Origin of the sequence: Corynebacterium sp. CTNIH16, assembly GCF_032821655.1 — a bacterium.
GTDB classification, from domain to species: Bacteria; Actinomycetota; Actinomycetes; order Mycobacteriales; family Mycobacteriaceae; genus Corynebacterium; species Corynebacterium marquesiae.
On record NZ_JAVBIG010000011.1, the window covers coordinates 68,174 to 92,885 of the forward strand.

At 58.9% G+C, this 24,712-nt stretch carries 23 protein-coding genes; 17 read left to right on the top strand and 6 right to left on the bottom strand.

The features are described from left to right. Positions 1 to 36 precede the first annotated feature (36 nt). Together nrdI and RAE04_RS09820 are read right to left on the bottom strand one after the other, a co-directional pair. Complete coding sequence (nrdI, locus tag RAE04_RS09815) at positions 37 to 504, bottom strand: class Ib ribonucleoside-diphosphate reductase assembly flavoprotein NrdI (RefSeq protein ID WP_005324049.1); 468 nt, start codon at positions 502 to 504, stop codon at positions 37 to 39. 115 nt (positions 505 to 619) lie between these two features. Continuing rightward, the gene (locus RAE04_RS09820; RefSeq protein ID WP_005324050.1) at positions 620 to 1,300 is read right to left on the bottom strand and encodes a metal-dependent transcriptional regulator; all 681 of its coding nucleotides are present in this window, start codon (positions 1,298 to 1,300) and stop codon (positions 620 to 622) included. 138 nt (positions 1,301 to 1,438) lie between these two features. Here RAE04_RS09820 and RAE04_RS09825 point away from each other — a divergent pair, with 138 nt between their 5' ends. The 6 genes from RAE04_RS09825 (at position 1,439) to RAE04_RS09850 (ending at position 6,751) form a co-directional block, all read left to right on the top strand. Then, positions 1,439 to 2,038, top strand: coding sequence for an ATP-dependent Clp protease proteolytic subunit (locus tag RAE04_RS09825; protein WP_049377226.1), 600 nt, complete (start codon positions 1,439 to 1,441; stop codon positions 2,036 to 2,038). A 20-nt stretch (positions 2,039 to 2,058) separates the two neighbouring features. Further along, entirely contained in the window at positions 2,059 to 2,682 is a 624-nt protein-coding gene (locus RAE04_RS09830) for an ATP-dependent Clp protease proteolytic subunit (RefSeq protein ID WP_005324052.1), read from the top strand. A 236-nt stretch (positions 2,683 to 2,918) separates the two neighbouring features. Beyond that, on the top strand, positions 2,919 to 4,421 hold the full coding sequence (locus RAE04_RS09835; protein WP_198491944.1) for a peptide MFS transporter: 1,503 nt from the start codon (positions 2,919 to 2,921) through the stop codon (positions 4,419 to 4,421). A 319-nt stretch (positions 4,422 to 4,740) separates the two neighbouring features. Further along, positions 4,741 to 6,039 carry an inorganic phosphate transporter gene (locus RAE04_RS09840; RefSeq protein WP_198493289.1) on the top strand — a complete coding sequence of 433 codons (1,299 nt, stop codon included), beginning with the start codon at positions 4,741 to 4,743 and terminating at the stop codon, positions 6,037 to 6,039. A gap of 3 nt (positions 6,040 to 6,042) precedes the next feature. Beyond that, positions 6,043 to 6,333, top strand: a complete 291-nt coding sequence (locus RAE04_RS09845) for a hypothetical protein (protein WP_049377224.1) — start codon at positions 6,043 to 6,045, stop codon at positions 6,331 to 6,333. Between the two features lie 163 nt (positions 6,334 to 6,496). Then, entirely contained in the window at positions 6,497 to 6,751 is a 255-nt protein-coding gene (locus RAE04_RS09850; RefSeq protein ID WP_198491943.1) for a hypothetical protein, read from the top strand. Positions 6,752 to 6,847: 96 nt separating this feature from the next. Here the strand turns inward: RAE04_RS09850 and fabG are convergent, their stop codons facing one another. Further along, positions 6,848 to 7,615 carry a 3-oxoacyl-ACP reductase FabG gene (gene fabG, locus RAE04_RS09855; protein WP_198491942.1) on the bottom strand — a complete coding sequence of 256 codons (768 nt, stop codon included), beginning with the start codon at positions 7,613 to 7,615 and terminating at the stop codon, positions 6,848 to 6,850. Positions 7,616 to 7,842: 227 nt separating this feature from the next. Between fabG and clpX the strand changes: the two genes are divergently transcribed. Continuing rightward, positions 7,843 to 9,138 (top strand): ATP-dependent Clp protease ATP-binding subunit ClpX, encoded by a 1,296-nt coding sequence (clpX, locus tag RAE04_RS09860; protein WP_198491941.1) that lies wholly within the window; start codon positions 7,843 to 7,845, stop codon positions 9,136 to 9,138. Positions 9,139 to 9,207: 69 nt separating this feature from the next. Here the strand turns inward: clpX and RAE04_RS09865 are convergent, their stop codons facing one another. After that, positions 9,208 to 9,972, bottom strand: coding sequence for a TetR/AcrR family transcriptional regulator (locus RAE04_RS09865; protein ID WP_198491940.1), 765 nt, complete (start codon positions 9,970 to 9,972; stop codon positions 9,208 to 9,210). Positions 9,973 to 10,345: 373 nt separating this feature from the next. Here RAE04_RS09865 and RAE04_RS09870 point away from each other — a divergent pair, with 373 nt between their 5' ends. From RAE04_RS09870 to ndk, 6 genes are all read left to right on the top strand, one after another. Then, positions 10,346 to 11,296 (top strand): malate dehydrogenase, encoded by a 951-nt coding sequence (locus RAE04_RS09870; protein WP_317027240.1) that lies wholly within the window; start codon positions 10,346 to 10,348, stop codon positions 11,294 to 11,296. Between the two features lie 80 nt (positions 11,297 to 11,376). Then, the gene (locus RAE04_RS09875; protein ID WP_317027241.1) at positions 11,377 to 14,097 is read left to right on the top strand and encodes a valine--tRNA ligase; all 2,721 of its coding nucleotides are present in this window, start codon (positions 11,377 to 11,379) and stop codon (positions 14,095 to 14,097) included. Further along, a complete protein-coding gene (gene folC / locus RAE04_RS09880; RefSeq protein ID WP_317027242.1) occupies positions 14,097 to 15,632 on the top strand; it encodes a bifunctional tetrahydrofolate synthase/dihydrofolate synthase in 1,536 nt (511 codons plus the stop codon). Before RAE04_RS09875 ends, folC begins: the two co-directional genes overlap by 1 nt. Beyond that, a complete protein-coding gene (locus RAE04_RS09885; RefSeq protein WP_049377216.1) occupies positions 15,629 to 16,141 on the top strand; it encodes a DUF4233 domain-containing protein in 513 nt (170 codons plus the stop codon). Before folC ends, RAE04_RS09885 begins: the two co-directional genes overlap by 4 nt. A gap of 54 nt (positions 16,142 to 16,195) precedes the next feature. Continuing rightward, positions 16,196 to 16,507, top strand: coding sequence for a hypothetical protein (locus tag RAE04_RS09890; protein ID WP_225746550.1), 312 nt, complete (start codon positions 16,196 to 16,198; stop codon positions 16,505 to 16,507). A 79-nt stretch (positions 16,508 to 16,586) separates the two neighbouring features. Further along, complete coding sequence (gene ndk / locus RAE04_RS09895; RefSeq protein WP_317027243.1) at positions 16,587 to 16,997, top strand: nucleoside-diphosphate kinase; 411 nt, start codon at positions 16,587 to 16,589, stop codon at positions 16,995 to 16,997. 269 nt (positions 16,998 to 17,266) lie between these two features. On the opposite strand, the gene RAE04_RS09900 is transcribed toward ndk, so the two are convergent. Continuing rightward, a complete protein-coding gene (locus RAE04_RS09900) occupies positions 17,267 to 17,617 on the bottom strand; it encodes a metalloregulator ArsR/SmtB family transcription factor (protein ID WP_317027244.1) in 351 nt (116 codons plus the stop codon). A gap of 108 nt (positions 17,618 to 17,725) precedes the next feature. On the opposite strand from RAE04_RS09900, the gene arsB reads away from it, so the two are divergent. Next, on the top strand, positions 17,726 to 18,790 hold the full coding sequence (gene arsB / locus RAE04_RS09905) for an ACR3 family arsenite efflux transporter (RefSeq protein WP_317027245.1): 1,065 nt from the start codon (positions 17,726 to 17,728) through the stop codon (positions 18,788 to 18,790). Here arsB and RAE04_RS09910 read toward each other — a convergent pair. After that, positions 18,787 to 19,554, bottom strand: coding sequence for a hypothetical protein (locus RAE04_RS09910; RefSeq protein WP_049377211.1), 768 nt, complete (start codon positions 19,552 to 19,554; stop codon positions 18,787 to 18,789). The genes arsB and RAE04_RS09910 overlap by 4 nt on opposite strands. 203 nt (positions 19,555 to 19,757) lie before the next feature. Between RAE04_RS09910 and RAE04_RS09915 the strand changes: the two genes are divergently transcribed. From RAE04_RS09915 to rpmA, 3 genes are all read left to right on the top strand, one after another. Continuing rightward, entirely contained in the window at positions 19,758 to 23,624 is a 3,867-nt protein-coding gene (locus RAE04_RS09915) for a translation initiation factor IF-2 N-terminal domain-containing protein (protein WP_317027246.1), read from the top strand. Positions 23,625 to 23,850: 226 nt separating this feature from the next. After that, complete coding sequence (gene rplU, locus RAE04_RS09920) at positions 23,851 to 24,156, top strand: 50S ribosomal protein L21 (protein ID WP_049377209.1); 306 nt, start codon at positions 23,851 to 23,853, stop codon at positions 24,154 to 24,156. A gap of 42 nt (positions 24,157 to 24,198) precedes the next feature. Then, on the top strand, positions 24,199 to 24,477 hold the full coding sequence (rpmA, locus tag RAE04_RS09925) for a 50S ribosomal protein L27 (RefSeq protein WP_005324079.1): 279 nt from the start codon (positions 24,199 to 24,201) through the stop codon (positions 24,475 to 24,477). Positions 24,478 to 24,712: the final 235 nt, after the last annotated feature.

The following is a 24,712-nucleotide window of genomic DNA, read 5'->3' on the forward strand; positions in this document are numbered from 1 at the left end:
TGTGTGATGCGGATGTGTTCTTCATCTTGTGGGGGATTAATGGGGTGTCATCGTTAGCTGCTTTTGCTGCTCCCAAAACTTCTGAAGGCCCTGCTTTACGGCGGCGATGTCCTTCTGGGTGCCGAGAAGCTCGAAGTGATACAGCTCCGGTACGTGGCACTTGGCGGAAATGATGCGTCCGGCGACGCAGTAAGCACTTCCGAAGTTGGTATTCCCTGAGGTAATAACGCCCCGGATAAAGGAGCGGTTGATTGGGTCATTGAGGAAGTCGATGACCTGTTTGGGGACTGCGCGTTTGAGCGAGCCGCCGCCGTAGGTGGGAACGATGAGTACGTACGGGTGTGAAACCTGGATCATCCCGGTTTTCTTGGGGCGCAGTGGAATGCGCACCGCGGGTCTATCTAAGCGTTCGACGAATCTTTTCGTGTTCTCTGAAACGCTGGAAAAGTACACCAAATCTGGTGAGTCTGACATGGCAATCCTGCTCATCCTGGCCTTAGCCATAAGTGGGGTAGGTGATATTCGAAAAGACTAACTACGCAATGCCGTAGTTGCAACTACGGTCTAACGTAGTTTTGAAAAGGGCAGGTGAGAGCAGGATTAATGCAAAGGGGAATGTCTAAAGGTTGTGGTGTGCTACAAACACTGCGTCGGTAGCTGGGCGTCCAAGTACTACCCACTGAGTGCCGCCGGCCACCTGTATTTCGAGAGAATCTGAAAAGGGCGCTCCCTCGCGCGTGCTAAGAACAGCCCCAGTGACAATGCCGCGCTCTTCAAGGAACTTCAGCAGTTGTGGGTCGGAATCAGAAATGCGTTCCACGGTCACCTGCGATTGTGCACCGCTGTCGGTGAGGCGATGCGCACTGGGGATGGTGATCTGTCCATCAACCGTAGGGATAGGATCGCCGTGCGGATCCCTAGTGGGGTAATCAAGGAACTTATCCACACGTTCTATGAGCATGTCAGACACCGCGTGTTCGAGATTTTCGGCTTCATTATGGACTTCGTCCCAGGTGTAGCCCAATGCTTGAACCAAAAAAGACTCAAGCAATCGGTGACGGCGCACCATGACCAATGCGTACTGCCTGCCAAGTTCGGTTAACTCCACAGAGCCATAGGGCGTGTGTGACACGAGCCCTTGCTTCGCCATTTTGCGCACTGCATCGGAAACCGAGGAGAGCTTGAGTCCCAGCTGTTTCGCTATAAGCGTGGCGGTAACGGGCTCGGATGACCATTCCTTTAGCCCCCAGATAGCTTTCAAATAGTTCTGGGTACTGGTGGACAGCTCGGAAACAGACATGAGTAAATGTTAACCCAGCTTCCGTGTGCGCCTTTGGCGCTGTGGCCCAACGCTCATAGCGAACAGAGGCCAAGTTTGAGAGGAATGCCGGTAAGGTGGGGCCAGTTAAAGCATTCTTCACTTGAAGGAGAACCACTAATGTCTGAGAAGATTTCAATGAACTCGTCGTCTACGGGTATGAATCTGAGCGATAGCGTGTACGAGCGCCTGTTGCGCGAGCGCATTATCTTCCTGGGAACCCAGGTCGATGATGAGATTGCGAACAAGCTGTGCGCCCAGATCCTCCTGCTGTCCGCCGAGGACCCCACTCGCGACATTTCGCTCTACATCAACTCCCCGGGTGGCTCTGTCACTGCGGGCATGGCCATCTATGACACCATGAAGTACTCACCGTGCGATATCGCCACCTACGGTATGGGCCTAGCCGCTTCCATGGGCCAGTTCCTGCTTTCCGGCGGCACCAAGGGCAAGCGCTTCGCGCTGCCGCACGCACGCATCATGATGCACCAGCCTTCTGCCGGTGTTGGCGGTACCGCTGCGGATATCGCCATCCAGGCTGAGCAATTTGCTCAGACCAAGCGCGAGATGGCCGAGCTCATTGCCGAGCACACCGGCCAGACCTTCGAGCAGATCACCAAGGACTCCGACCGTGACCGTTGGATGACCGCACAGCAGGCCAAGGACTACGGCATTGTTGACCACGTCATTGAGTCCGTCAACGGCCCGCTGAGCAACTAGGGAATAAGGAGAAAATCACTATGAATCAGTCCCAGATGCCAAGTTCCCGCTACGTTCTGCCGTCCTTCATTGAGCAGTCCGCACAGGGCACTAAGGAAACTAACCCATATTCCAAGCTTTTTGAAGAGCGCATTATCTTCTTGGGCACCCAGGTGGATGACACTTCCGCAAATGACATTATGGCCCAGCTGCTGGTTCTGGAGAGCCAGGACCCAGACCGCGATATCACCATGTACATTAATTCGCCCGGTGGTTCCTTCACCGCGTTGATGGCTATCTATGACACCATGCGCTACGTGCGCCCCGATGTGCAGACCGTGTGCCTGGGTCAGGCTGCTTCCGCCGCCGCTGTGCTCTTGGCTGCGGGTGCGCCGGGTAAGCGTGCCGCGCTACCTAACTCCCGTGTGCTCATTCACCAGCCGGCAACTCAGGGTACTCAGGGTCAGGTTTCTGATCTGGAGATTCAGGCCGCCGAGATTGAACGCATGCGCAAGCTGATGGAAACCACCCTGTCTGAGCACACCGGTCGTACCGCTGAGCAGATCCGCATTGATACGGATCGCGATAAGATTCTGACCGCTCAGGAAGCCGTTGAATACGGCATCATCGATACGGTCTTTGATTACCGCAAGCTCAACGCTTAATTTGGAATAACTCATTCCAGGTAGCCCCTGCCGCTCAACCGAATTCCGGTTGTGAGGCAGGGGCTTTCAGCATTGTGGGGCAGGGAAGGGGCAATGTCCGGTAATTCTTGCTGCACCCGAATGGGGTAATTCTCTCTGCGCAATATCTGCAGGTCGTTAGGTTTATTTCTATCGTGCGACACTAAACTTATAATGGCCGATTTGTGATTTAGACCTCCAAGTGGTCAGATATTTTTATGGAGAAACACGCATCTGATGCGGCGGCTCAGGCTGCTGCGCCCACGCCGCAAGCCGGCGAACGCACATTCTTTGGTCACCCTTGGGGTTTGGCAAACCTCTTCGGCGTGGAAATGTGGGAGCGCTTTAGCTTCTATGGCATGCAGGCACTTGTCTTGCTGTACATGTATTACTCCACTACCGATGGTGGTCTCGGTCTCGACCGGGCGGACGCGACGTCCATCGTGGGTGCCTATGGTGGCTTGGTGTACATGGCTTGCTTGTTGGCTTCCCTTGTTGCCGACCGAGTCTTGGGTGCAGAGCGCACTTTGTTTTATTCGGCCGTTCTGGTCATGGCTGGTCACCTCGCCTTGGCATTTATTCCCGCGGTAACTGGTTTGGCCATTGGTCTTGTCCTCATTGCAGTTGGTTCCGGTGGTGTTAAGACCACTGCGCAGGTTGTGCTTGGCTCCATGTACTCCCGCGATGACCCGCGCCGCGATGGTGGTTTCTCTATCTTCTATATGGGCGTCAATATTGGCGGCCTTTTTGGCCCGCTGATTACCACCGCGCTGTGGGGCTGGAAGGGCTTCCACTGGGGCTTTGGCATCGCGGCAATTGGTATGGCGCTCGGGCTGATTCAGTATTCCCTCATGCGCAAGACCACCATTAAGGATGCGGGGCACGAGGTTCCAAACCCAGCTAGCCGGAAGCAATTGCTCATGGGTGTGGTGGTAGTTGCAGTCATCATCGTGGTTATGGTGGTGGCATTGGCTACCGGCGCTATTCAGGTTGATTGGCTGTCCAATATTGTCACCGCGGTTGCTCTGGTTGCAGCAATCTATCTGTGGGCACAGATGTATACCTCGAAGTTGGTGACCCGGGAGGAAAAGAACCGCCTGTTGGGCTTTATTCCGATGTTTATTTCCGGTGTTTTGTTCTTCGGAATCTTCCAGCAACAGTTTACGGTGATGACGATTTATTCGGATGTACGCTTGGATCGCCACCTGTTCGGTTGGGAAATCCCGCCATCACTGGTGCAGTCCATTAACCCGATCTTTATTGTCATTTTCTCCGCTGTCTTCGCAACGATGTGGACGAAGCTAGGGGATAGGCAGTGGTCCACCCCAGTAAAGTTCGGCGTAGCCAATATCGTCATCGGCATCTCCTTGTTCTTCTTCCTGCCGTACTCGGGTGCGGCGGCGAACTCCACGCCGATGTATGTCATCATCCTCATTCTGTTCCTGTTCACTATGGCGGAGCTTCTCCTGTCGCCGGTAGGCAATGCGCTTGCCACCAAGGTGGCGCCGGTGGCATTCCCGTCCCGCATGATGGCGGTGTGGATGATGGCGGTGGCTATGGGTACCTCGCTGGCCGGCTCCTTGGCTAGCTTCTATAACCCAGATGATGCAAGCGCGGAGAATACCTTCTTCATCTCCCTTGGTGTTGTATCCATCGTGTTGGGTGCCATCCTGCTTGTTCTAAGTCGCTGGGTGGTAAAGAAGTTCTCTACCTTCCGCTAGGCGCTGTAAAACACCCTTAAATGGGAGGTATGTCGGCGTGATGTTGGCATACCTCCCTAAGTGGTTTTTATCACTCGGGTTAAGCGGGGGCAGGTGGGGGCATTTAATTGGCATTAGCTGGGGAAATTTTATCCCTTTGGAATCCTCTTGGGCTCGATTCTGAGCCCCAGCAGGTTAACAAAAGGTTAACCAAAGGAAATATTAAAGAAAAGCAATTGTCTGCGGATAGGCGCAGGAGTAATCTGCATTTCGTCCGCGACGTGTGAAGGCGCCGCAGATGCGTACCGTGTTCATCTTTTCTTTCCAAGGGGCCAACGCTGTGACAGCGACTCTGATTATCCTCGGCATTGTGGTGGTAACCGCCCTTGCCTTTGACTTCACGAACGGGTTTCATGACACTGCCAACGCGATGGCTACGTCCATTGCCACTGGTGCTTTGAAGCCTTTTACCGCGGTAGCCATCTCCGCAGTGCTTAACCTTGTGGGTGCCTTCCTTTCGGTCAATGTTGCTGCGACCGTCGCAAAAGGCATTGTTAACCTTGATTCCTACGACCTGTCTGGCGCCGCCGCTGATACCGACGGTCAGGCACTGTTGATGGTCGTCTTCACTGGCCTTATCGGCGGCATCATCTGGAACCTGTTCACCTGGTTGCTGGGTATGCCGTCCAGTTCCTCCCACGCCTTGTTCGGTGGCCTTATTGGTGCCGCCTTCGCTGCGATGGGCTCGACTGGCGTGGAGTGGTCCTCCATTGCCGGCAAGATCATTATCCCGGCCGTTGCCTCGCCTATCATCGCGGCGCTGGTTTCGGCGTGTGCCACGTTCCTTATCTACTGGGTAACCAACACCATCCCGAATAAGGCTAAGAACGAGCACTTCCGCCACGGTCAGATCGTCACTGCGTGCCTGGTGTCCCTGGCGCACGGCGCTGGCGATGCACAGAAGACCATGGGCGTTATCTTCCTGGCACTGGTTGCTTCTGGGCATGCGGTTGCAGACGCCCGCATTCCGACCTGGGTTATCGTTTCTTGTGCTGTGGCTATCGCGGCCGGTACTCTGTCCGGCGGCTGGCGCGTTATCCGCACCCTGGGCAAGGGTCTGGTGGAGATTGAGTCCCCACAGGGCATGGCCGCTGAAGCTACTTCTGCAGCCATCATCCTCACCTCTGCTACCGGTGGTATGGCACTGTCCACCACCCACGTGTCCACCGGTTCCATTCTGGGTACCGGCCTGGGGCGCCGCGGTGCTGAGGTTCGCTGGGGTGTTGCCATGCGCATGGTGTCCGCATGGCTCATCACCTTGCCGTGCGCTGCGTTCGTGGGCTTTGCTACCTGGTGGTTGGCACACGGCGTCTCCTCCTTCACCAACGTCGCAACCGGTGCCATCGTGGACTTCGTCTTGCTGCTGGCAATGGCCGCGCTCATTGTCATCCGTTCCCGCATGAACCCGGTGGATGCTTCCAACGTCAACAACGACTGGGATCCAAACTCCGAGTCCGTGGATTCTTCCATGGGTGCGGGCTTTGACCGCAAGGAGCCAGTTGCTGCCGGCGCCGCACCAGTGTCCGCTACCAATGCGGAGGATGCCTCCGCGCCGTCTACTGTTCAAGAGGAGCGCTAAACCATGACTGCTGCAGAAATCTTCCAGTCCCTCATTCACGTTGCAGGCTTGGCGTTGGTCTTCGGCGCTGGCATTCCGCTACTTTTCTCCTTGGGCATGCGGTGTATGACCGGTGACCCCATTCGCGACGACAACGGCGTCGTTGTTGGCGATACCCCTGCAAGCCCTCAGATGAAGGTGCTTGGCTGGACTGTCTATGCGGTGCTGGCCGTAGTTATCCTGGTGGCCATCATGTGGATTGCCCGCGATACGCTGGACCACTACTTTGGCTTCACGCCGTTTGGTGACCTCTAAGTCATTGTCCTTCCTTGGGGTAAACCTCTAATGTGGCGTGCGACACACTTTCTGTAAGTTAACAAAAGGTTAACTTAAAGCGACCAAAGGGTTGCCTAACGAGGGTGTGTCGCGTATATTCTTCTGTATCAAACAGAGAGAAAGCCACATGGAGGTGTGAGAAATGAACAAGATGCGTTCTTTGATGGACGGCATCGCTGATGCGTTCAAGAGCTCCACCACTGGTACCGGACTGGACACCATTTCGGAAGCTCCAGTTCGTGCTTTGGTGGCAGAAACCCTGCTTGACGCTGATAAGACTCCTGCTACGACCAAAGACGTTGCAGAAGCACTAGAAGCCGTTACCGGTCATGCACCGGATGAAGTTGAGATGCTCGATGCAGAACTTTTCCTGCTCGACTTCGACTGGCTGCAGTAAGTAGCAAATGAATGAAATCCCCCGAGGCCCCTCGCCGCACACTGTGTAGCAAGGGGCCTCGTGCCTTGTGCACATGGGGGACGTCGGCAAGCGCGGCTAATCGCGCGGCGGCAGTATAGCCTCGGGAGTCTCGGGCAAGAGCTGGCCGCCATCTATGACGAGGGTTTGGCCGGTGATATAGCCTGCCTCTTCCGAAGCCAGGAAGGCTGCCGCAGTGCCAATATCGCGTGGGGTGCCCAGGCGGTGCAGCGGTACCGACCGCGTCATTTGATCGAGGTACTCCTGGCCTTGGGTCTCGAGGCCCTCGGTGAGGATATTGCCTGGGAGGACGCCGTTAATGGTGATGCCATCGCGGGCCACTTCCAGCGCGGCTGAACGCATAAACCCCTGCTGGGCGGCCTTGGAGGCGCCGTAGTGGGCCCAACCCGGAAAGCCCGTGTGTGAGCCGGTGATAGATGTGGTGATGACGATGCGCCCATAGCGGCGTTGCTTGAGGTAGGGGAGTGCCTCTTGGACCACCTTGAAGGTGCCATGGGTGTTGATGGCAAACATCGCCTCCCACTTTTCATCGGTCATCTCTGCCAGCGGACAGTTGGGAAAGACCCCGGCATTGGAGCACACAATGTCGAAGCCGCCGTGCTCGACAGTGACCTGACGATACAGGTCCTTAACCGAAGCGCGGTCGGTGACGTCCACGCGAATGGCGCTGGCACCCAACTCCTTAGCGGTAGCGGTGGCGTGGTCGAGGTCGATATCGGCGATGACAACGGTGGCGCCGGCCTCCCGCAGCGAGGCGACGATGCCGCGGCCAATGCCGGAGGCGCCGCCGGTGACAATGGCTACTCGTCCTGTGAGATCGAACATTATGCTCCTGTTCCTAAAAGGGGTGGGATGAGGGTGATTTCACCTTCTAGTTTAGGCCGCAGGAGCAGGAAAGGCCTGGGAAATTCGCCACGCGGGAGGGAATGAATGAAGGGCCTGTCGGGTTGATTTACTAAGGTAGAAACAGATGAAGAGTAAGCCGCTCGGAAGGGTAGAATCGTCCTTCCAACTGTGGATAGCGGTACGAAAAGCGAGTGTGAAAGAACTTAATGGCACGTATGCAAGAAAGCGCTGACCTGCTCAAGTGTTCCTTTTGTGGCAAGAGTCAGAAGCAGGTGAAAAAGCTCATCGCCGGCGGCGGTGTCTACATCTGCGATGAGTGCATCGAGCTATGCAATGAGATCATCGAAGAGGAACTGGGCCAAGAGCAGGCGCAGGAATCCTCCGATGCGGAGGTGCGCCTGCCTCGGCCCTCGCAGATTTCCGCCTTCCTTGATAAGTACGTCATCGGCCAAGACAAGGCCAAGCGCGTGTTGTCTGTGGCAGTGTATAACCACTACAAGCGCATCAAGGCCGAAGAGTCGGCCGCATTGGAGGCCCGCCGCAAGAAGGCTGAGGGCGATGAGGTGGAGATTTCTAAGTCCAATATCTTGATGTTGGGCCCCACCGGTTCCGGTAAGACCTACCTAGCGCAGACCTTGGCCCGGCTTCTCGATGTCCCCTTTGCCATCGCCGATGCCACCAGCCTCACCGAGGCCGGCTATGTCGGCGAAGATGTGGAAAATATCCTCCTGAAGCTGCTGCAGGCCGCGGACTTTGACGTGGAGCGTGCTCAGCGCGGCATCATCTATGTCGATGAGGTGGACAAGATTTCCCGCAAGTCCGAGAACCCGTCCATTACCCGCGATGTCTCCGGTGAGGGCGTGCAACAGGCGCTGCTGAAGATTCTAGAAGGCACCGTGGCGGCCATTCCGCCACAAGGCGGCCGCAAGCACCCGAATCAGGAGTTTATCCAGCTGGATACCTCCAATATCTTGTTCATTGTGGCCGGCGCCTTCGCAGGCCTGGATCAGGTCATTGCGGATCGCGTGGGCAAGAAAGGCGTGGGCTTTGGCGCCAACTTGGATACCAAGGACGAGCGCGAAAAGGTTGACCTTTTCTCCCAGGTGCGTCCCGAGGATCTAGTGAAGTTCGGCCTTATTCCAGAGTTCATCGGCCGCCTACCTGTCGTGGCCACGGTGGATAACCTGGACCGTGAATCCCTGGTGAAGGTGCTCACCGAGCCAAAGAACTCGCTGGTTAAGCAGTACAGCCGCCTCTTCGAGATGGATGACTGCGAATTGGAGATTGAGCCTGCGGCTTTGGATGCCATCGCGGAGCTCGCCTTGGAGCGCAAGACGGGTGCGCGTGGCCTGCGCGCCATCATGGAAGAGCTTTTAGTCCCGGTCATGTACGACCTACCGGACCGCGAAGACATCGCCACGGTGCATATCACCCCAGAGTGCGTGACCGCGGGCGCGGAGCCACAGTTTAGCTATAAGGATGAGGCAAAAGAATCTGCCTAAGGGCTCTCCGCTTACATCCTTGCCACTGTCCGCAGGCAGGGTAGGGCGTGGGCCGGAAGGCCCGCGCTATTACTCCTCGCTGTAGATATCCTGCGGGGAGGCCTCGTCACCTTCCTTGGTATCGAACGAGGACGAGGTGAGGTAGGACTCGTGGCCCGAGGCCGGAATATTGGCGGTCAAAAACGCCAGCACAGCATCAACGGTGAGCCTATGCATGCCGTCGATATTTTCTTGGGTATTGAAATTAACGCCCAGCATGTTTTCCACCATCACCTGGTTGGTTACGCGGTAGACCGTCAACGAGGAAATCAGGGTGAAAATGTCATTGGCGGAGATGCCGGGGCGGAAGGCGCCGGCATCTTGGCCCAAGAGCAGCAGGCGGTCGAGGTGGAGGGCTACCCCGGCGACGTCGGCAATAGCCTGCTGTGCCGGGTCCAGAATCTGCTGGTTAGTTTCCCACACCAGCATGCGGATGGCCTCCGGGTTGGCTACGCGCTCGCGAAAGAGCCAATCCACCAGCTTGCGCACGCCTTCGACCGGAACCGTGGTATCGATTTCCAGGGCATCCTCAGGCGGATTGAGGCGCTGCGCGGCGGTGCTCAGTGCACGTAGGTAAAGGCCCTTCTTATCGCCAAAGTGGTAATGGATCATGCGCTTGGACATGCCGGATTCTTGGGCGATGGATTCTAGCTTGGTTTCTGTAAAGCCAAAGCGAGAAAACTGCTTGATCGCAACGTCCACCACGGAGTCAATGCTGACGGACTCCGCGTGGGCCGCGTGAGCGGAATCTGCCTGGTCTGCAGCCTGCAGTGGGTCAGTATTCTCAGTGCTCATTGCGTAAGTCCTTAATCCTTGCGGCGCGGCGGTGGCGCGGTGAACTGATGTCTCATAGTGCGGGAGTAGGAAATCCCTAGGCAATCTGGGTGTGCAGCGTGGGGGAGTGTCCCGCATTTCCGTTTCCTATCATGCCCGATTAATCACCCCGTGCGGGAGTATCTGGCCCATTGGGGGCGCTAAATTGGAGGTAAATGGGGGTAATTTAACGCAAGTGCCCTAGAATTTCCCTCCAAAAGAGGGGGCTAGATTCGCAGCGCGAATGCTGGCGGTGGGGCTAAGCTCGGTGGTGGACTACATTTCGTGGCGGTGCGAGCACACCGGCTCGCGTGTGCCGCCCATGTCGCAGCCATTATTGAGGAGGCTTTACACCATGACCCAGCCCGTCAAAATCACTGTCACCGGCGCCGCCGGCAACATCGCGTATTCGCTGCTGTGGCGCATCGCTGCCGGTGATGTGTACGGAAAGGACACCCCGGTAGACCTAGCGTTGCTGGAAATTCCCGCTGCCGTGGAAAAGGCCCACGGCGTAGCCATGGAGCTCAATGACTCCGCCCTGCCGCTGGTTAACTCCATTACGGTTACTGATGATCTGAAAGAAGCTTTTGAAAACACCTCCGCTGCGTTCCTTGTCGGCGCTCGCCCACGCAGCAAGGGAATGGAGCGCGCCGACCTGCTGGAAGCCAATGGCGCCATCTTCACCAAGCAAGGCAAGGCCATTAATGACTACGCCGCGCGCGATGTCCGCGTGCTCGTGGTGGGCAACCCAGCAAATACTAATGCGCTCATCGCGGCGAATAATGCACCGGACTTGGATGATTCCCAGTTCACTGCCCTCATGCGCTTGGATCACAACCGCACCTTGAGCCAGCTAGCGCTAAAGACCGGCAAATCCACTACTGATTTCACCAAGGTCGTGGTCTGGGGCAACCATTCTGCTAGCCAGTTCCCGGATATTACCTATTCCAACGCTGAGGTGGACCAGGAGTGGTACCGGGAGGCAATGATCCCCAAGGTGGCCAAGCGCGGTGCGGAGATTATTGAGGTACGCGGCAGCTCCTCGGCCGCTTCGGCGGCGTCGGCAGCCGTGGACCACATGCATGACTGGATTCATGGCACCGAGGATTGGCGCACCGCGGCGGTAGTATCGGACGGATCCTACGGCGTTGACAGGGGCCTTATTTGCGGATTCCCCACAGTCAGCCGCAATGGCCAGTGGGAGATTGTGCAGGGGCTCGAGCTCACTGAATTCCAAAAGGAGCGCATCGAGGCCTCTGTGGCCGAGCTGCGCGAGGAGCGCAAGGCCGTGGCGGACCTGCTCTAAAACCTGCTCGGTGCGCACCTCATACTCGGTGCGCACCCTGCCTGGCTAAGCCGGTTGACGTGCAAGGTAGAATCGGCCAGGTGACTGAGCAAAATAATGAGCAATTAGTTGGTACCAACCGCGCCGATGCGCTGCCTAAGTCGTGGGAGCCGCAGGCCGTAGAGAAGGACCTCTATGAGGGCTGGGTAGAAAAGGGCTACTTCACTCCGGATGCGAATTCGGAGGCCGAGCCTTATTCCATCGTGCTGCCGCCGCCGAATGTGACCGGTCAGCTACATATGGGCCACGCATTGGACCACACGCTGATTGATTCCATTATCCGCCGCAAGCGCATGCAGGGCTACGCCACCCTGTGGTTGCCCGGTGCCGATCACGCCGGCATTGCCACCCAGACCAAGGTCGAGGCCAAGCTCAAGGAGACCGAGGGCAAGAAGCGCTGGGATTATGAGCGCGAAGAATTCATTGGCAAGGTCTGGGAATGGAAGGAGCAGTACGGCGGCACCATCCAGAACCAGATGCGGGCCATCGGCGACTCCGTAGACTGGTCCCGCGAGCGTTTCACCTTGGATGATGGCCTCTCCCGCGCCGTCCAGACCATCTTTAAGAACCTCTATGATGAGGGCATGATCTACCAGGCCAACCGCCTGGTGAACTGGTCGCCGGTGCTAGAGACCGCCGTCTCCGATATCGAGGTAGTGTACAAGGACGTTGAGGGCGAGCTGGTGTCCATCCGCTATGGCTCGCTCAATGACGATGAACCGCACCTCATCGTGGCCACCACCCGCGTGGAGACGATGCTGGGTGACGTTGCTATTGCCGTACACCCAGACGATGAGCGCTATGCAGACTTGGTGGGCAAGGAGCTGCCGCACCCGTTCCGCGATGACCTCAAGCTCAAGATCATCGCCGATGACTATGTAGACATGGAATTCGGTACCGGTGCGGTGAAGATTACCCCGGCACACGACCCGAATGACTACGCGATGGGCACCCGGCACAACCTGGATATGCCCACCGTTATCGATACCACCGGCCACATTGCCAATACCGGCACCCGCTTCGACGGCCTGACCCGCGAGGAAGCCCGCGTGGAGATCCGGGAAGCACTGCGCGAGCAGGGCCGCATTGTCAAGGAAATCCGCCCGTACGTCCACTCCGTGGGCCACTCGGAGCGCTCCGGCGAGCCCATCGAGCCGCGCCTGTCGCTGCAGTGGTTCGTAGACGTAGCCAAGATGGCCAAGGCCTCTGGCGACGCCGTGCGCGAGGGCGATACCACCCTGCACCCGCAGTCGCTCGAGCCGCGCTACTTCGAGTGGGTCGATGACATGCACGATTGGTGCATCTCCCGCCAGCTGTGGTGGGGCCACCGCATTCCTATCTGGTACGGGCCAGAAGGTGAGGACGGCCAGCGAGATATCGTCTGTGTCGGCCCTGATGAGGAGCCGCCGGCAGGATACGAGCAGGATCCGGACGTGCTGGATACCTGGTTCTCCTCCGCGCTGTGGCCATTTTCCACCCTGGGCTGGCCAGAAAAGACCCCGGATCTGGAGAAGTTCTATCCCACCAACGTGCTGGTCACCGCCTATGACATCTTGTTCTTCTGGGTGGCCCGCATGATGATGTTCGGCACCTTTGCCGGCACCCATACCCCGGAGCTTTTGGGTGAGGGCACCGATGGCCGCCCGCAGGTTCCGTTCAAGGATCTGTACCTGCACGGCTTGGTCCGCGATGAGCAGGGCCGCAAGATGTCCAAATCCTTGGGCAACGGCATTGACCCGATGGATTGGGTGCGCGATTACGGTGCGGATGCCCTGCGCTTTACCCTTGCCCGCGGCGCCAACCCCGGCGTGGACCTGCCGCTTGGCTCCGATGCCGCCGCGGCCGCCCGCAACTTTGCTACCAAGCTCTTTAACGCCACCAAGTTCGCGCTCATGAACGGCGCTGGAGTGTCCACGCTGCCGAACCGCGAGGAGCTTAGCGACGCCGACCGGTGGATCCTCGACCGCGCCGAAGAGGTTCGCGCCAAGGTGGACGCCTACCTGGATGACTACCAATTTGCCAAGGCCAACGAGCTGCTCTACCACTTCACCTGGGACGAGCTATGTGACTGGTACTTGGAGATTGCCAAGACACAGATCCCGCGCGATGGCGTAAGCGAGCAGGGCCGCAATACCCAGATCGTGTTGGGCCGCGTGCTCGACGTTGTTCTGCGCCTGCTGCACCCGACCATGCCATTCGTCACCGAGGTGCTGTGGAAGGCGCTGACCGGCGGCGAGTCCATCGTCGTGGCACCATGGCCAACCGTTGCCGATACCAACGGTGGCGCCACCAAGGATGAGGTGGCCGCCCGCCGCATCGAGGACGCCGATAAGCTCATCACCGAGCTGCGCCGCTTCCGCTCTGACCAGGGCGTAAAGCCTTCCCAGAAGGTGCCGGGCCGCCTCGACTTTGCCGCAGCGGATCTCGCCGGCCAAGAGGAACTGGTGCGCAATCTGGCCAATACCACCGCCCCAGGCGAGGATTTCGATCCTTCCGCCTCGATCGAGGTACGCCTTTCCCAGGCCACCGTGGAGGTCACCCTGGATACCCACGGCGCCGTGGACGTAGAAGCCGAGCGCAAGCGCCTGGAAAAGGACCTGGCCAAGGCCAATAAGGAACTGGAGCAGACCGGCAAGAAGCTGGGCAACGAGAACTTCCTGTCCAAGGCACCGGAAGAAGTGGTCAATAAGATCAAGGAGCGCCAGCAGATCGCCCGCGAAGAGGTCGAGCGCATCACCAGCCGTTTGGAGGGCCTGAAGTAGTGGCGGACAAGGACAAGGAGACAGAGGACTTCGAAATCGTCGATGCCCTCAAAGAAGGCACCGACGGTGGCCCGGTGGAAATTACCGAGTCCGGCCTGACGCTCAACTTGGGCATGGGCAGCGAGGATGAGTACAACGAGGCCGCACCACAGGAGGTGTCGGCCGAGGAGTTGCGCGCCCTTGCGGAGGTAGAGGAAGAGCTCAATGAGCGCTGGCCGGAGACCAAGATTGAGCCTTCCCTTGATCGCATCGAGATGCTCATGGATCTACTCGGCCACCCTGAGCGTTCCTTCGATGTCATCCACGTTGCCGGTACCAACGGCAAGTCCTCTACTGCGCGCATGGTGGATTCGCTCCTGCGTGCCTTCCACCGTCGCGTCGGCCTGGTGACCAGCCCGCACCTGCAGCGCGTTACCGAGCGCATCGGCATCGACGGCCAGCCCATCCATCCGCACGACTATGTGCGCATCTGGCACGAGATTAAGCCTTTTGTGGAGATGGTCGATGCCCAGTCGGACGTTCCCATGTCCAAGTTCGAGGTCCTCGTCGGCTTGTCCTATGCCGCGTTTGCCGACGCCCCCGTGGACGTCGCCGTCGTAGAAGTCGGCCTCGGCGGCCGGTGGGATGCCACCAACGTGGTCAATGCGGACGTTTCCGTCATTACCCCAGTGGGCATGGACCATACGGATTATTTAGGCGATACGATCACCGAAATCGCCGGTGAGAAGGCTGGCATTATTAAGCCGCGCGAAGACGCCGATGATCCGTTGACCCCGAATGAAAACATTGTCGTCATCGCTGAACAGGACCCGGAGGCTATGCGCGTCATCCTGCAGCAGGCCGTTGATGTCGAGGCAGGCGTGGCTCGCTCCGGTTCCGAGTTTGCCGCCCTCGAATCGCGCATTGCCGTCGGCGGCCAGCAGGTCAATATCCAGGGCCTTGGCGGTCTGTACGACGATATTTTCCTACCCCTGCACGGCGAGCACCAGGCCAAAAATGCCGCTGTGGCTCTTGCTGCGGTGGAGGCATTCTTCGGCGCCTCGGCCGGCCACCCGCTGGATGTTGCGACCGTGCGCAATGGTTTTGCCCAAGCGATTTCGCCCGGCCGCCTGGAGCGCGTGCGCACCTCGCCGACGACGTTTATTGACGCCGCCCATAATCCACATGGCGCCAAGGCACTAGGTGCTGCACTGGACCGCGATTTCGACTTCGCCCGCCTCATCGGTGTGCTCTCGATCTTCGCGGACAAGGACGCTACCGGCATCCTTACCGCGCTAGAGCCGTACCTCACCGAGGTAGTCATCACCCAAAACTCCTCGCCGCGCGCCCTCGATGCCTACGACTTGGCAGAGACCGCCCGCGATATCTTTGGCGAGGAGCGCGTGCACGTAGCCGATAACCTGCCGGGCGCCTATGCCCAGGCCGTGGAGCTTGCCGAGGACGCCGAGGTCCAGTCCGGCTCCGGCATCATCATCACCGGCTCGGTCGTCACCGCTGGTGATGCCCGCGCGATGTTTGGAAAGGAACCTGCATGAGCCGCGACAATCACCACCCAGGCGGAGAGCGCCAACCCCGCCCGCCCCGCAGCAGCCGTGCCCGCGGCCGCGAGGAACATATCCCTGAAAGCGAGATTGGACCTCTCGGCATGGGCCAAGCCCCAGTCAAGGACCCACTTAAAAGCTTCAACGGGATGGTCATTGCCAGCTCCCTGACCATGGAGGCGCTCGCCCTATCCTTCGCACTGCCGATGCTGTACAAGTTGTATGACGGTACCTTGTGGACCCCCTTCAACTACGGCTTTGTCATCGCCGCAGTGGTATTTCACCTCGTGATGATCGCGTTCATGAATAAGAAGTGGGCGCTGTCTGTCATCGTATGGGCGCAGCTGTTGTGCGTCATTGTGGGCTTTATGGTCCACTGGGCCGTGGCCGCCATCTTCATCATCTTTGGCATGGAGTGGCTGCTGGCCGTCTACCTGCGCAGCAACCTCATCGCCCGCATGAAGCGCGGATACCTCACCACGCAGCACCTCAACGAGAAATAGCACGGTAGCCTTGATGCCTTCGGCGAGTGGGCAAGACGCGATAGACTGGCGGCCATGCGCACTCTCTATCTCGTCCTTGCCGCACTCGCCTGCGTCGCCGCGGTGGTAGCCCGCGCCGCTACGGGAACGCCGTGGCTACCGCTAGTCGCCCTCATTATTGGCGGCGTTTTTCTGGTTTTGGCCCTGCGGAGCAACTTCGAGCCGGCCAAAGAAGCCACCTTCGAAGATTTGGATAAAGAACAGCGCGCGGAGCTGCAACGCCTGCTGGCCAATGGCCAGTTTGGCGCCGCAGTAGGCCAAGTGCGCCTGTGGTTTCGGGGCACCTCGCAGGAGCGTGCCGAAGAGATAGTTAAACAACTCGCATAGCCCTGGATCCCCATACTTTTACCCCAAAGGAATACCCCAGCGCGCGACGCATGCGTGCGGTTTCGGTACAGTGTGGGGCATGACTGAACGTACACTGATTCTCATCAAGCCGGACGGCGTAAAGAACGGCCACGTAGGCGAAATCATCTCCCGCATCGAGCGCAAGGGCCTGAAGCTGGCCGAACTCGACCTGCGCGTTGCTGACCGCGAGACTGCGGAGAAGCACTACGAGGAGCACAAGGATAAGCCATTCTTCGGTGACCTCGTTGAGTTCATCACCTCCGCACCGCTTATCGCTGGTGTTGTCGAGGGCGAGCGTGCCATCGAGGCATGGCGTCAGCTGGCTGGCGGCACCGACCCAGTCTCCAAGGCCACCCCGGGCACCATCCGCGGCGACTTTGCTCTGACCGTTAGCGAGAACATCGTGCACGGCTCTGACTCCCCTGAGTCTGCAGAGCGCGAGATCGCTATCTGGTTCCCGAACCTCTAAACTTCTGCGCACTTAGCGCATCGTTCAGCCCGAGCCTACAGGCTCGGGCTTTATTTATTGCTTGACCCATAAGCCCAGGCGGAGAGCCGCATACCGAGTATCCGGCCCTATCCTGAATAAGTATTGAAACGGCAAAGCCGCAAATACGTAGAGAGGCAGAACTTAAGCAGGGGTTTGTTCTGGGAGTTTAAGATGCCTAACGCGGCAGATCATTGCTGAGGATATTGCACGCGAGGTCATTCACTTCGCAGACTAGGACTGGAGTTCTCCTAATCGAAGGAGAGTAACTGGCGCAGTGTGCGGAAGGCTTCCTTTTGCACTCGATGGGTAACGGTACGGCCCGATTGTTGCTTGATTAAAAGACCGGATTCCCTCAACTTGCCGAGGTGATGAGATACCGTCGGTTGGCTAAGGCCGGAAAGCGCGGTCAATTCCGTAACACTCATCGGGCCGCAGCCCTCGTCGCACAATATGGATAGCAGGCGCAGGCGGGCTGGGTCAGCAAGTACTTTAAATTGCTGGGAAAAGCGGAGGGAGTCGCCCGGGCTGAGCGGGCCACTGCTCAGGGAACAGCACTGTGCATCCGGGGTGTTGTCGGCATTGCTAGGGGAGGAGTCCATGCACACAGTATAAGGAGCCTTCCTCCCACTCCGTTATATTGACGAGTATCAATATGGGTGATTAAAGTACTGCTCGAAAGTTGAATTCCTCGTCGCACAAGGAGAGCCATGGCCGTTACGCAACGCCCAAAGTTGTCATTTCTCGATAGATTCCTTCCCGTTTGGATCATCATGGCCATGGCCGTGGGGCTATTGATAGGCCACTTCCTGCCAGGCATTGGAGAAGCACTGTCTGCTCTAGAGGTTGGCGGTATTTCTCTTCCAATCGCGCTGGGCCTGCTAGTTATGATGTATCCGCCCCTGGCTAAAGTCCGCTATGAAAAGACCCGAGATATTGCTGCCGATGGCCGGTTGATGGTGGTATCGATTGTGCTGAACTGGCTGGTGGGGCCTGCAGTGATGTTCACCCTGGCGTGGATATTTCTGGCCGATCAGCCAGAGCTGCGAACCGGCCTGATTATCGTTGGACTAGCCCGTTGTATCGCAATGGTCCTAGTGTGGTCCGATCTCTCCTGCGCCGATCGGGAGGCCACCGCCGTTCTTGTCGCCATAAACTCTGTATTCCAGGTAGCCATGTTCGGTGTGCTGGGATGGTTCTATTTGCAGATTTTGCCAGGGTGGTTGGGGCTAGATACCACCTCTGCTGATTTCTCTTTTTGGTCTATCGTCACCGCGGTTCTCGTATTTTTGGGAGTCCCCCTGCTGCTTGGTGTGCTCTCACGGGTCTGGGGTGAGAAAGTCAAAGGCCGCGAATGGTTTGAAAACCGCTTCCTTCCGGCAGTTTCTCCCTTGGCGATGATCGGCTTGCTCTATACCATTGTGTTGCTATTCTCCCTGCAGGGAGAACAGTTGGTAGCGCAGCCCACGGCAGTGATCAAGGTTGCGATTCCGTTGGTCATCTACTTTGTTGGAATGTTTTTCCTAGCTTTGGGTGTGGCAAAGGTCGTGGGAATGAACTACGCGCAATCCGCTTCCGTTGCGTTTACCGCAGCTGGTAATAATTTCGAACTAGCCATCGCGGTTTCCATTGGCACTTTTGGGGCGGCGTCGGCACAGGCTCTCGCCGGTACCATCGGGCCGCTTATTGAAATTCCGGTACTTGTCGGACTCGTGTACGTAATGCTCTGGATAGGGCCGGAGCTTTTCCCCGGAGACAAAAGCTTGCCAAATTAACGCCGGCCCACTTGATACAAACAGCGCACCCCAGTCGGCGTGATGGTGATGGTCCACTTTGCAGGCGCGGTGCGCAGGCCCATTCGGCTCAGCTTCACCAAGTCCGCCTTTGCCAAAGCATCGAGGTGCTCGCATAGAGGATCGAGGTCTACCCGCATGAACTTCGAGAGGGCAGTGGAATTAATCGTGTTTCCCTGCACCGCGCCGGTGGCGACGAGGGCGGTGAGGATGTCCGAGTGGGCGTCGGCAAGCTGCAAGCGAGCCTCCGTAACCCCGTCGAGCGGGTCCTTTTCCAAAATCTTGTTGATGCGGCGCCGGCCGATGCGGAAGGACTGAGAAAACATGCCCCATATGCCCAGCGGCAAGCCAAAGGCCCACCATGCCCCGGACAGAATTCCGGCAACGGGCGGGGCCAGCTCTACCTCTGGAAGCAGGTTGGCCGCGCTCAGTGGTGCCATGATCAATGGCGCAGCGATCGGGATAAACGGGGCGATATAGGCAATCGTGGGATAGTCGCCATCGCGGAATTCCTCTTGCGCAGCGTTGATGCCGCGCGGGTAATTGCGGATGAGGTGCACCAACCCCAGCACCGCAAAGACGGCAAAGACACCGGCTCCCATCAACATATAATCCACGCCTGTGTTGGCGAAGCCAACGGCAAAGCCGGCCGGCACGCCGAAGTAAAGCGCCGAGCGCACTGGGACTTCATTGCGGTGCCGATGCTGCGCCAGCTCGCGGGCGGGGATTCGTGCTAGTTCTGCCACGCTGCCAACATAACACCGCCTGCCAGCCTGGCCGCGTTTCTGTGACACAATGGGGGATAGCGCGTACGAGACGCGGCATAACTTCATATCCCACAAACTTTTCTGGTGCACAGAAAACCTCGCGCGGCGGCGGTACGGTCTTTGGCCGTGCCTGCGCCCGAGGCCGCGCCAAATACGGACGATGTACAGGAGTAAGCCCGAACATGGTGGCACAGAACTCTCAAGAAACAACTGAAAACCTCCAGGCTGCGGCGTCTTTGGCCCAGAACCTAGACCGCGGCCAGCTCAAGGACAAGACCCGCGTCTATGCCCTAGCCAAGCAGCTGGGGCTTTCCTCGCGCGAACTGGTGGCACAGCTTAAGGACATGGGCCTGAAAAAGAGCGCGCAAAGCTCCCTCACCCGCGAGGAAGCAGGCCAAGTACTGGATGCTGTGGCGAATGCCGCCGCGGTTGCCGACGCCCCCGCGGGCGACACCACTGAAGCACCGGCTGAAGAGCCCGAGGACAAGCCTGCTGCGCAACCGGAAGAAAACCCGGACGAGGAAGCGGAAAAGAAGCCAGCGAAGAAGCGCGCCAAGCGCGCCCGCAAGGCCACCCGTAAGTCCGCCGCACCAGCGCCCGAAGAGCCGGCAGATACCACCGAGTCAGAGGAAGGGGGGCAGTCCACGGAAGACGAAGAGCACCTGCGCCACCGCGTGCGCAAGAACGTGGATAATGAAATCTCCCAGATCGAAGACAAGGTAGAGGCATCGCTTGCCCAGGCTGCGGCCGAAACTGGCGCAGCCACCGAGGGCGCCGAGCACGCTGAAGCAGAAGTACCCGAAGCAGCAGAAGCCACGGAGGAGGCGGAAAAAGCACCTGCGAGCGGCTTTGATACCGGAACGGTTGATGCGGCAAAGCTGCACGAGGCGCTGGCAGAAGCCGGCGAGGACTTCGAGGATGACTACTACGCGCCGCACATCGTCCCACGCGCCGAATCCGAGGAAGACTCCGGGCACTATGACTTTGCGCCCATCTTCATGGCCCCGCAGCAGGACGAAGCTGCGGCATTTGCATCGGCTTTAGATGCAGCGGAGGAGGACTTCTCGGCCGACGACTCGGCAAGCGACGACAACGAGGATGCTGCAGACTCCGCCGCAGAAAGCCGCGAGTACTCCAGCCCCGACCGCGGTTCCGGAAAGCCTGAGGGCCGCCGCCGCGGGCGCCGCGGCGCATCCCGCGGACGCGGCGCGGGTGCGAAGCGTGAAGAGCAGGCAGACGAGCCCGAGCACATTGAAGAGCCGAAAGCCATCCGCGGCTCCACACGCATCGAGGCTCAGAAGCGCCGCCGCGCGGAATTGCGCGAAAAGGGCCGCACCCGCCAGCACATCGTCTCCCAAGCGGAGTTCCTTGCCCGCCGCGAAGCTGTGGAGCGCACCATGGTGGTGCGCGATAAGGAGCGCGAGGACGGCTCCGGCATTATCACCCAGGTGGGCGTGTTAGAAGATGACCTGTTGGTCGAGCACTTCGTGACTACCGAGTCCCAGGCCTCGCTCATTGGCAATATCTACTTGGGCCGCGTTCAAAACGTGCTGCCGTCCATGGAGGCGGCCTTCGTGGACATTGGACAGGGCCGAAACGGCGTGCTCTACGCCGGTGAAATCGACTGGCGCAAGACCAAGCTGCACGGGCGCGCCCGCAAGGTAGAAAACGCCCTGAAGTCTGGCGACCAGGTGCTGGTGCAGGTGGCTAAGGATCCCATCGGTCATAAGGGCGCGCGCCTTACCACCCAGATTTCCCTTGCTGGCCGCTACCTGGTCTACGTACCGGGCGGGCGCAGCGCCGGCATTTCCCGCAAGTTGCCTGCCCCAGAGCGCAAGCGCTTGAAGGATATCCTCGGCCGCGTGGTTCCAGGCGATGGTGGAGCGATCATTCGCACCGCCGCCGAAAACGTACCGGAAAAGGCAATCGCTACCGACGTCAACCGCCTGCACAGCCGGTGGGAGGACATCGTGGCACACGCTAAGAAAGAAAAATCCTCCAAGGGTGCCAAGCCGGTGACCATGTATGAAGAGCCGAACATGCTCATCAAGGTGGTGCGCGATCTCTTCAACGAAGACTTCACTGAGCTCATCGTCGATGGCAAGCGTTCCTTTAACACCGTCCGTGCTTATGTGGATTCCATGGCGCCAGACCTTGCCGACCGCGTGGTGCGCTACCGTGCCAAGGACCACGGCGGGCAAGATGCCTTCGAGGCTTACCGCATTGATGAGCAGCTGCATAAGGCGCTCTCGCGCAAGGTATGGCTGCCCTCCGGCGGCACGTTGGTCATCGACCGCACCGAGGCCATGACCGTCATCGACGTCAATACCGGCAAATTCACCGGTTCCGGCGGCAACCTAGAGGAAACAGTTACCCGCAATAACCTCGAGGCGGCCGAAGAAATCGTGCGCCAGATGCGCCTGCGCGATTTGGGCGGCATGATCGTCGTGGACTTTATTGATATGGTCCTGCCGGAAAACCAGGATCTGGTGCTGCGCCGCCTGAAGGAAGCCTTGGGCCGCGATCGCACCCGCCACCAGGTCTCGGAGGTGACGTCGCTGGGTTTGGTGCAGATGACCCGTAAGCGCCTCGGCACCGGCTTGGTAGAAACGTTCTCCACCGAGTGCGAGTGCTGTAACGGCCGTGGCATCATCATTCACCAGTATCCGGTGGATGAGGCCGAGGACGAGCAGCGCTCCAAGCATTCTGGCCGCAAGCCCAAGGCGCACAAGAAGCAACACCACGATCCGCAGCAGCACCCGGCTGCGGTGGCGATGCATAAGCACGAGCTTGACGACGCCGCCGAAAGCTCCTCCAAGCCTAAGCGATTTAAGAAGACCCAGGCGCCGGTCTACGGTACCGAGAGCGAAGAGGCCGCACGGGAATCTGCGAAGACGTCGCTGGAAGAACTCGTAGCGAACGTCGTTGTAGATGAGCGCGGCCCGGCTCAGTCGTACGCTGGATCGGAAGAGGACAGCGGGGACCATGACCGCAACAAGGAGCGCGGACGTGGACGCGGTCGCCGCCGCGCGCGCAGGCACACCCAGACTGAGGTATCCGATATCGAGGCCATCGCGTACACCGCGGCGGATAATGCTGCCGAGAGTGACGAGGTGCAGGAATTTAATTCCTACGTCCCCGATGCGGATACGGACGCCGACTCGGGTGCTATTGCGCAGGTACACCCAGGTGCCGCGGCGGGCTCCAAGCGTGGCAAGAAGCCGCGCCGGGCGACGCGCCGGTCTAAGGCCACGCGTACGGCTGCAGGCGGCGAGCAGAAGACTACTGAGAAGGCAACGGCTACGGAGACGGCAATTGAAAAGACCTATGACGAGGCAGTAGCTGAGTTTGAGGCTTCCCCACGCCGCAAGCGTCGCACTCGCGGCAATTCGCGCTCCGATAGGCGCCCGCAGCCGCAGGACTTCGCGGTCTCCGGTGATCAGGACTCTGTCGACGCCCACGATAATGCCAACGGCGCTGAAGCCCAGCGCGGACAGAAGAGCTCGCGCGAAGAGCGCAAGGCTCGCGGGCGTGGCCGCCGTCGTGCGGTGCGCACCCAGCAGGCCAAGCGTCGGAACACCTCGCGTGTGCCGCACGAGGTCAAGGAAAAGGCGCAGGAGCACGAGCACAAGCAGGCGGGCGGGTCCGCCGAGCAGCGCCATGAAAAGGCCGCTGGCGCCGCGCGTGCGGGGCGCGCCGGTGGCAAGGGCCGTGGGCGTCGCCGTGCCGTGCGACAGGCCGCTCCTAAAAAGGCGGTAGCAGAGAATCCGAAGGCAGCGAAGACCGCCCAAGGCCGTTCGACGCAGCAGGGTGGCTCGCCGGATCGTTCCAATGCTGGCCAGCGGGCGACCACGGGCGATACCAAGGTGCTGCGCCGCGGAAAGAAGAGGGCGGTGCGCAAGAAGGGGACGTCGGCAAGCGCCAAGGCCCCAAAGGTGCAGGATAACGCAGAGCAGAAGCAGTCTTCCGCGAGCGGTGCGCACAAGGAAATGTCGCGCGCTAAGGCTGGGCGCGGCCGACGCCGCGTAGCACGGCGAAGCACGTCTTAGGGCTACGCCACGCGGGCACAAAAAGCGTGGTTTGTATTTTGTGCCCGCTACGGGGTAGTCTTTGACAGTCGCTGTTTAGTACTCACGACGCTGGATCAGTCCGACACTCACTTAGTGAGCTGTGCGGGCATGTTCGCGCGGGAACTAAACGCAATGTGTAAGTGTCCATTCGGAACGCGGCCTCCCCGGTTGCTTCCGAGCGAGTTTAGATAAGGGGTAACCCTCTATGTACGCGATCGTCAAGACCGGCGGCAAGCAGTACAAGGTTGCTGAAGGTGACCTCGTCAAGGTCGAGAAGATCGAGGGTGAGCCAGGCTCTGCCGTAGCTCTCACCCCGGTTCTGCTCGTCGATGGCGCCGATGTTAAGTCCAAGGCTTCCGACTTGGAGAAGGTTTCTGTCTCCGCAGAAATCGTAGAGCAGGGTAAGGGCCCGAAGGTCGATATCCTGAAGTACAAGAACAAGACTGGTTACAAGAGGCGTCTGGGCCACCGTCAGCCTGTGACCACCTTGAAGATCACCGGTATCAAGTAAGCCTTAACCGGCTGTAATTATCCCTAAAGGAGGGAAAACCACATGGCACACAAGAAGGGTGCTTCCAGCTCCAGCAACGGTCGCGATTCCGAGTCCAAGCGTCTCGGTGTCAAGCGCTTCGGTGGTCAGCAGGTTAATGCCGGCGAGATCATCGTGCGTCAGCGCGGTACCAAGTTCCACCCAGGTGAGAACGTAGGCCGCGGCGGCGACGATACCCTGTTCGCGCTTGCGGCTGGCTCCGTTGAGTTCGGTATCAAGCGTGGCCGTCGTATGGTCAACATCGTTCCGGCTGAAGAGGTTGCTGCAGAAGCAACTGCCTAACTAAGGCCGACTAAGAAAACATCCCCGAACAAGCTCTTACTTAAAGTGGGAGCGGTTCGGGGATATTTTTGTTTTATCAGCGATCCTGGTCGTGGTGCTGCGGAGCCACAGACCGGGGTTAAGGGTCAAAATGTGTGTCTGGCTCGGCGTGTCGCGGGGGTTAGATTTGGCCTTTTTGAATGCCGATTGAGTGGGTGTAGTCGGTGTCGATAGCGTTGTCGTAGAGGGCTGGGCG

What these genes read in the sequence shown, in the direction of transcription:
- fabG (WP_198491942.1), bottom strand. Translation starts at nt 7,615, where the DNA reads ATGTTCGATCTCACAGGACGAGTAGCCATTGTCACCGGCGGCGCCTCC.
- arsB (WP_317027245.1), top strand. Translation starts at nt 17,726, where the DNA reads ATGGCCGTTACGCAACGCCCAAAGTTGTCATTTCTCGATAGATTCCTT.
- RAE04_RS09825 (WP_049377226.1), top strand. Translation starts at nt 1,439, where the DNA reads ATGTCTGAGAAGATTTCAATGAACTCGTCGTCTACGGGTATGAATCTG.
- RAE04_RS09885 (WP_049377216.1), top strand. Translation starts at nt 15,629, where the DNA reads ATGAGCCGCGACAATCACCACCCAGGCGGAGAGCGCCAACCCCGCCCG.
- RAE04_RS09900 (WP_317027244.1), bottom strand. Translation starts at nt 17,617, where the DNA reads ATGGACTCCTCCCCTAGCAATGCCGACAACACCCCGGATGCACAGTGC.
- nrdI (WP_005324049.1), bottom strand. Translation starts at nt 504, where the DNA reads ATGGCTAAGGCCAGGATGAGCAGGATTGCCATGTCAGACTCACCAGAT.
- RAE04_RS09870 (WP_317027240.1), top strand. Translation starts at nt 10,346, where the DNA reads ATGACCCAGCCCGTCAAAATCACTGTCACCGGCGCCGCCGGCAACATC.
- RAE04_RS09850 (WP_198491943.1), top strand. Translation starts at nt 6,497, where the DNA reads ATGAACAAGATGCGTTCTTTGATGGACGGCATCGCTGATGCGTTCAAG.
- RAE04_RS09830 (WP_005324052.1), top strand. Translation starts at nt 2,059, where the DNA reads ATGAATCAGTCCCAGATGCCAAGTTCCCGCTACGTTCTGCCGTCCTTC.
- RAE04_RS09890 (WP_225746550.1), top strand. Translation starts at nt 16,196, where the DNA reads ATGCGCACTCTCTATCTCGTCCTTGCCGCACTCGCCTGCGTCGCCGCG.
- RAE04_RS09835 (WP_198491944.1), top strand. Translation starts at nt 2,919, where the DNA reads ATGGAGAAACACGCATCTGATGCGGCGGCTCAGGCTGCTGCGCCCACG.
- RAE04_RS09865 (WP_198491940.1), bottom strand. Translation starts at nt 9,972, where the DNA reads ATGAGCACTGAGAATACTGACCCACTGCAGGCTGCAGACCAGGCAGAT.
- RAE04_RS09820 (WP_005324050.1), bottom strand. Translation starts at nt 1,300, where the DNA reads ATGTCTGTTTCCGAGCTGTCCACCAGTACCCAGAACTATTTGAAAGCT.
- ndk (WP_317027243.1), top strand. Translation starts at nt 16,587, where the DNA reads ATGACTGAACGTACACTGATTCTCATCAAGCCGGACGGCGTAAAGAAC.
- rplU (WP_049377209.1), top strand. Translation starts at nt 23,851, where the DNA reads ATGTACGCGATCGTCAAGACCGGCGGCAAGCAGTACAAGGTTGCTGAA.
- clpX (WP_198491941.1), top strand. Translation starts at nt 7,843, where the DNA reads ATGGCACGTATGCAAGAAAGCGCTGACCTGCTCAAGTGTTCCTTTTGT.
- RAE04_RS09915 (WP_317027246.1), top strand. Translation starts at nt 19,758, where the DNA reads ATGGTGGCACAGAACTCTCAAGAAACAACTGAAAACCTCCAGGCTGCG.
- RAE04_RS09845 (WP_049377224.1), top strand. Translation starts at nt 6,043, where the DNA reads ATGACTGCTGCAGAAATCTTCCAGTCCCTCATTCACGTTGCAGGCTTG.
- rpmA (WP_005324079.1), top strand. Translation starts at nt 24,199, where the DNA reads ATGGCACACAAGAAGGGTGCTTCCAGCTCCAGCAACGGTCGCGATTCC.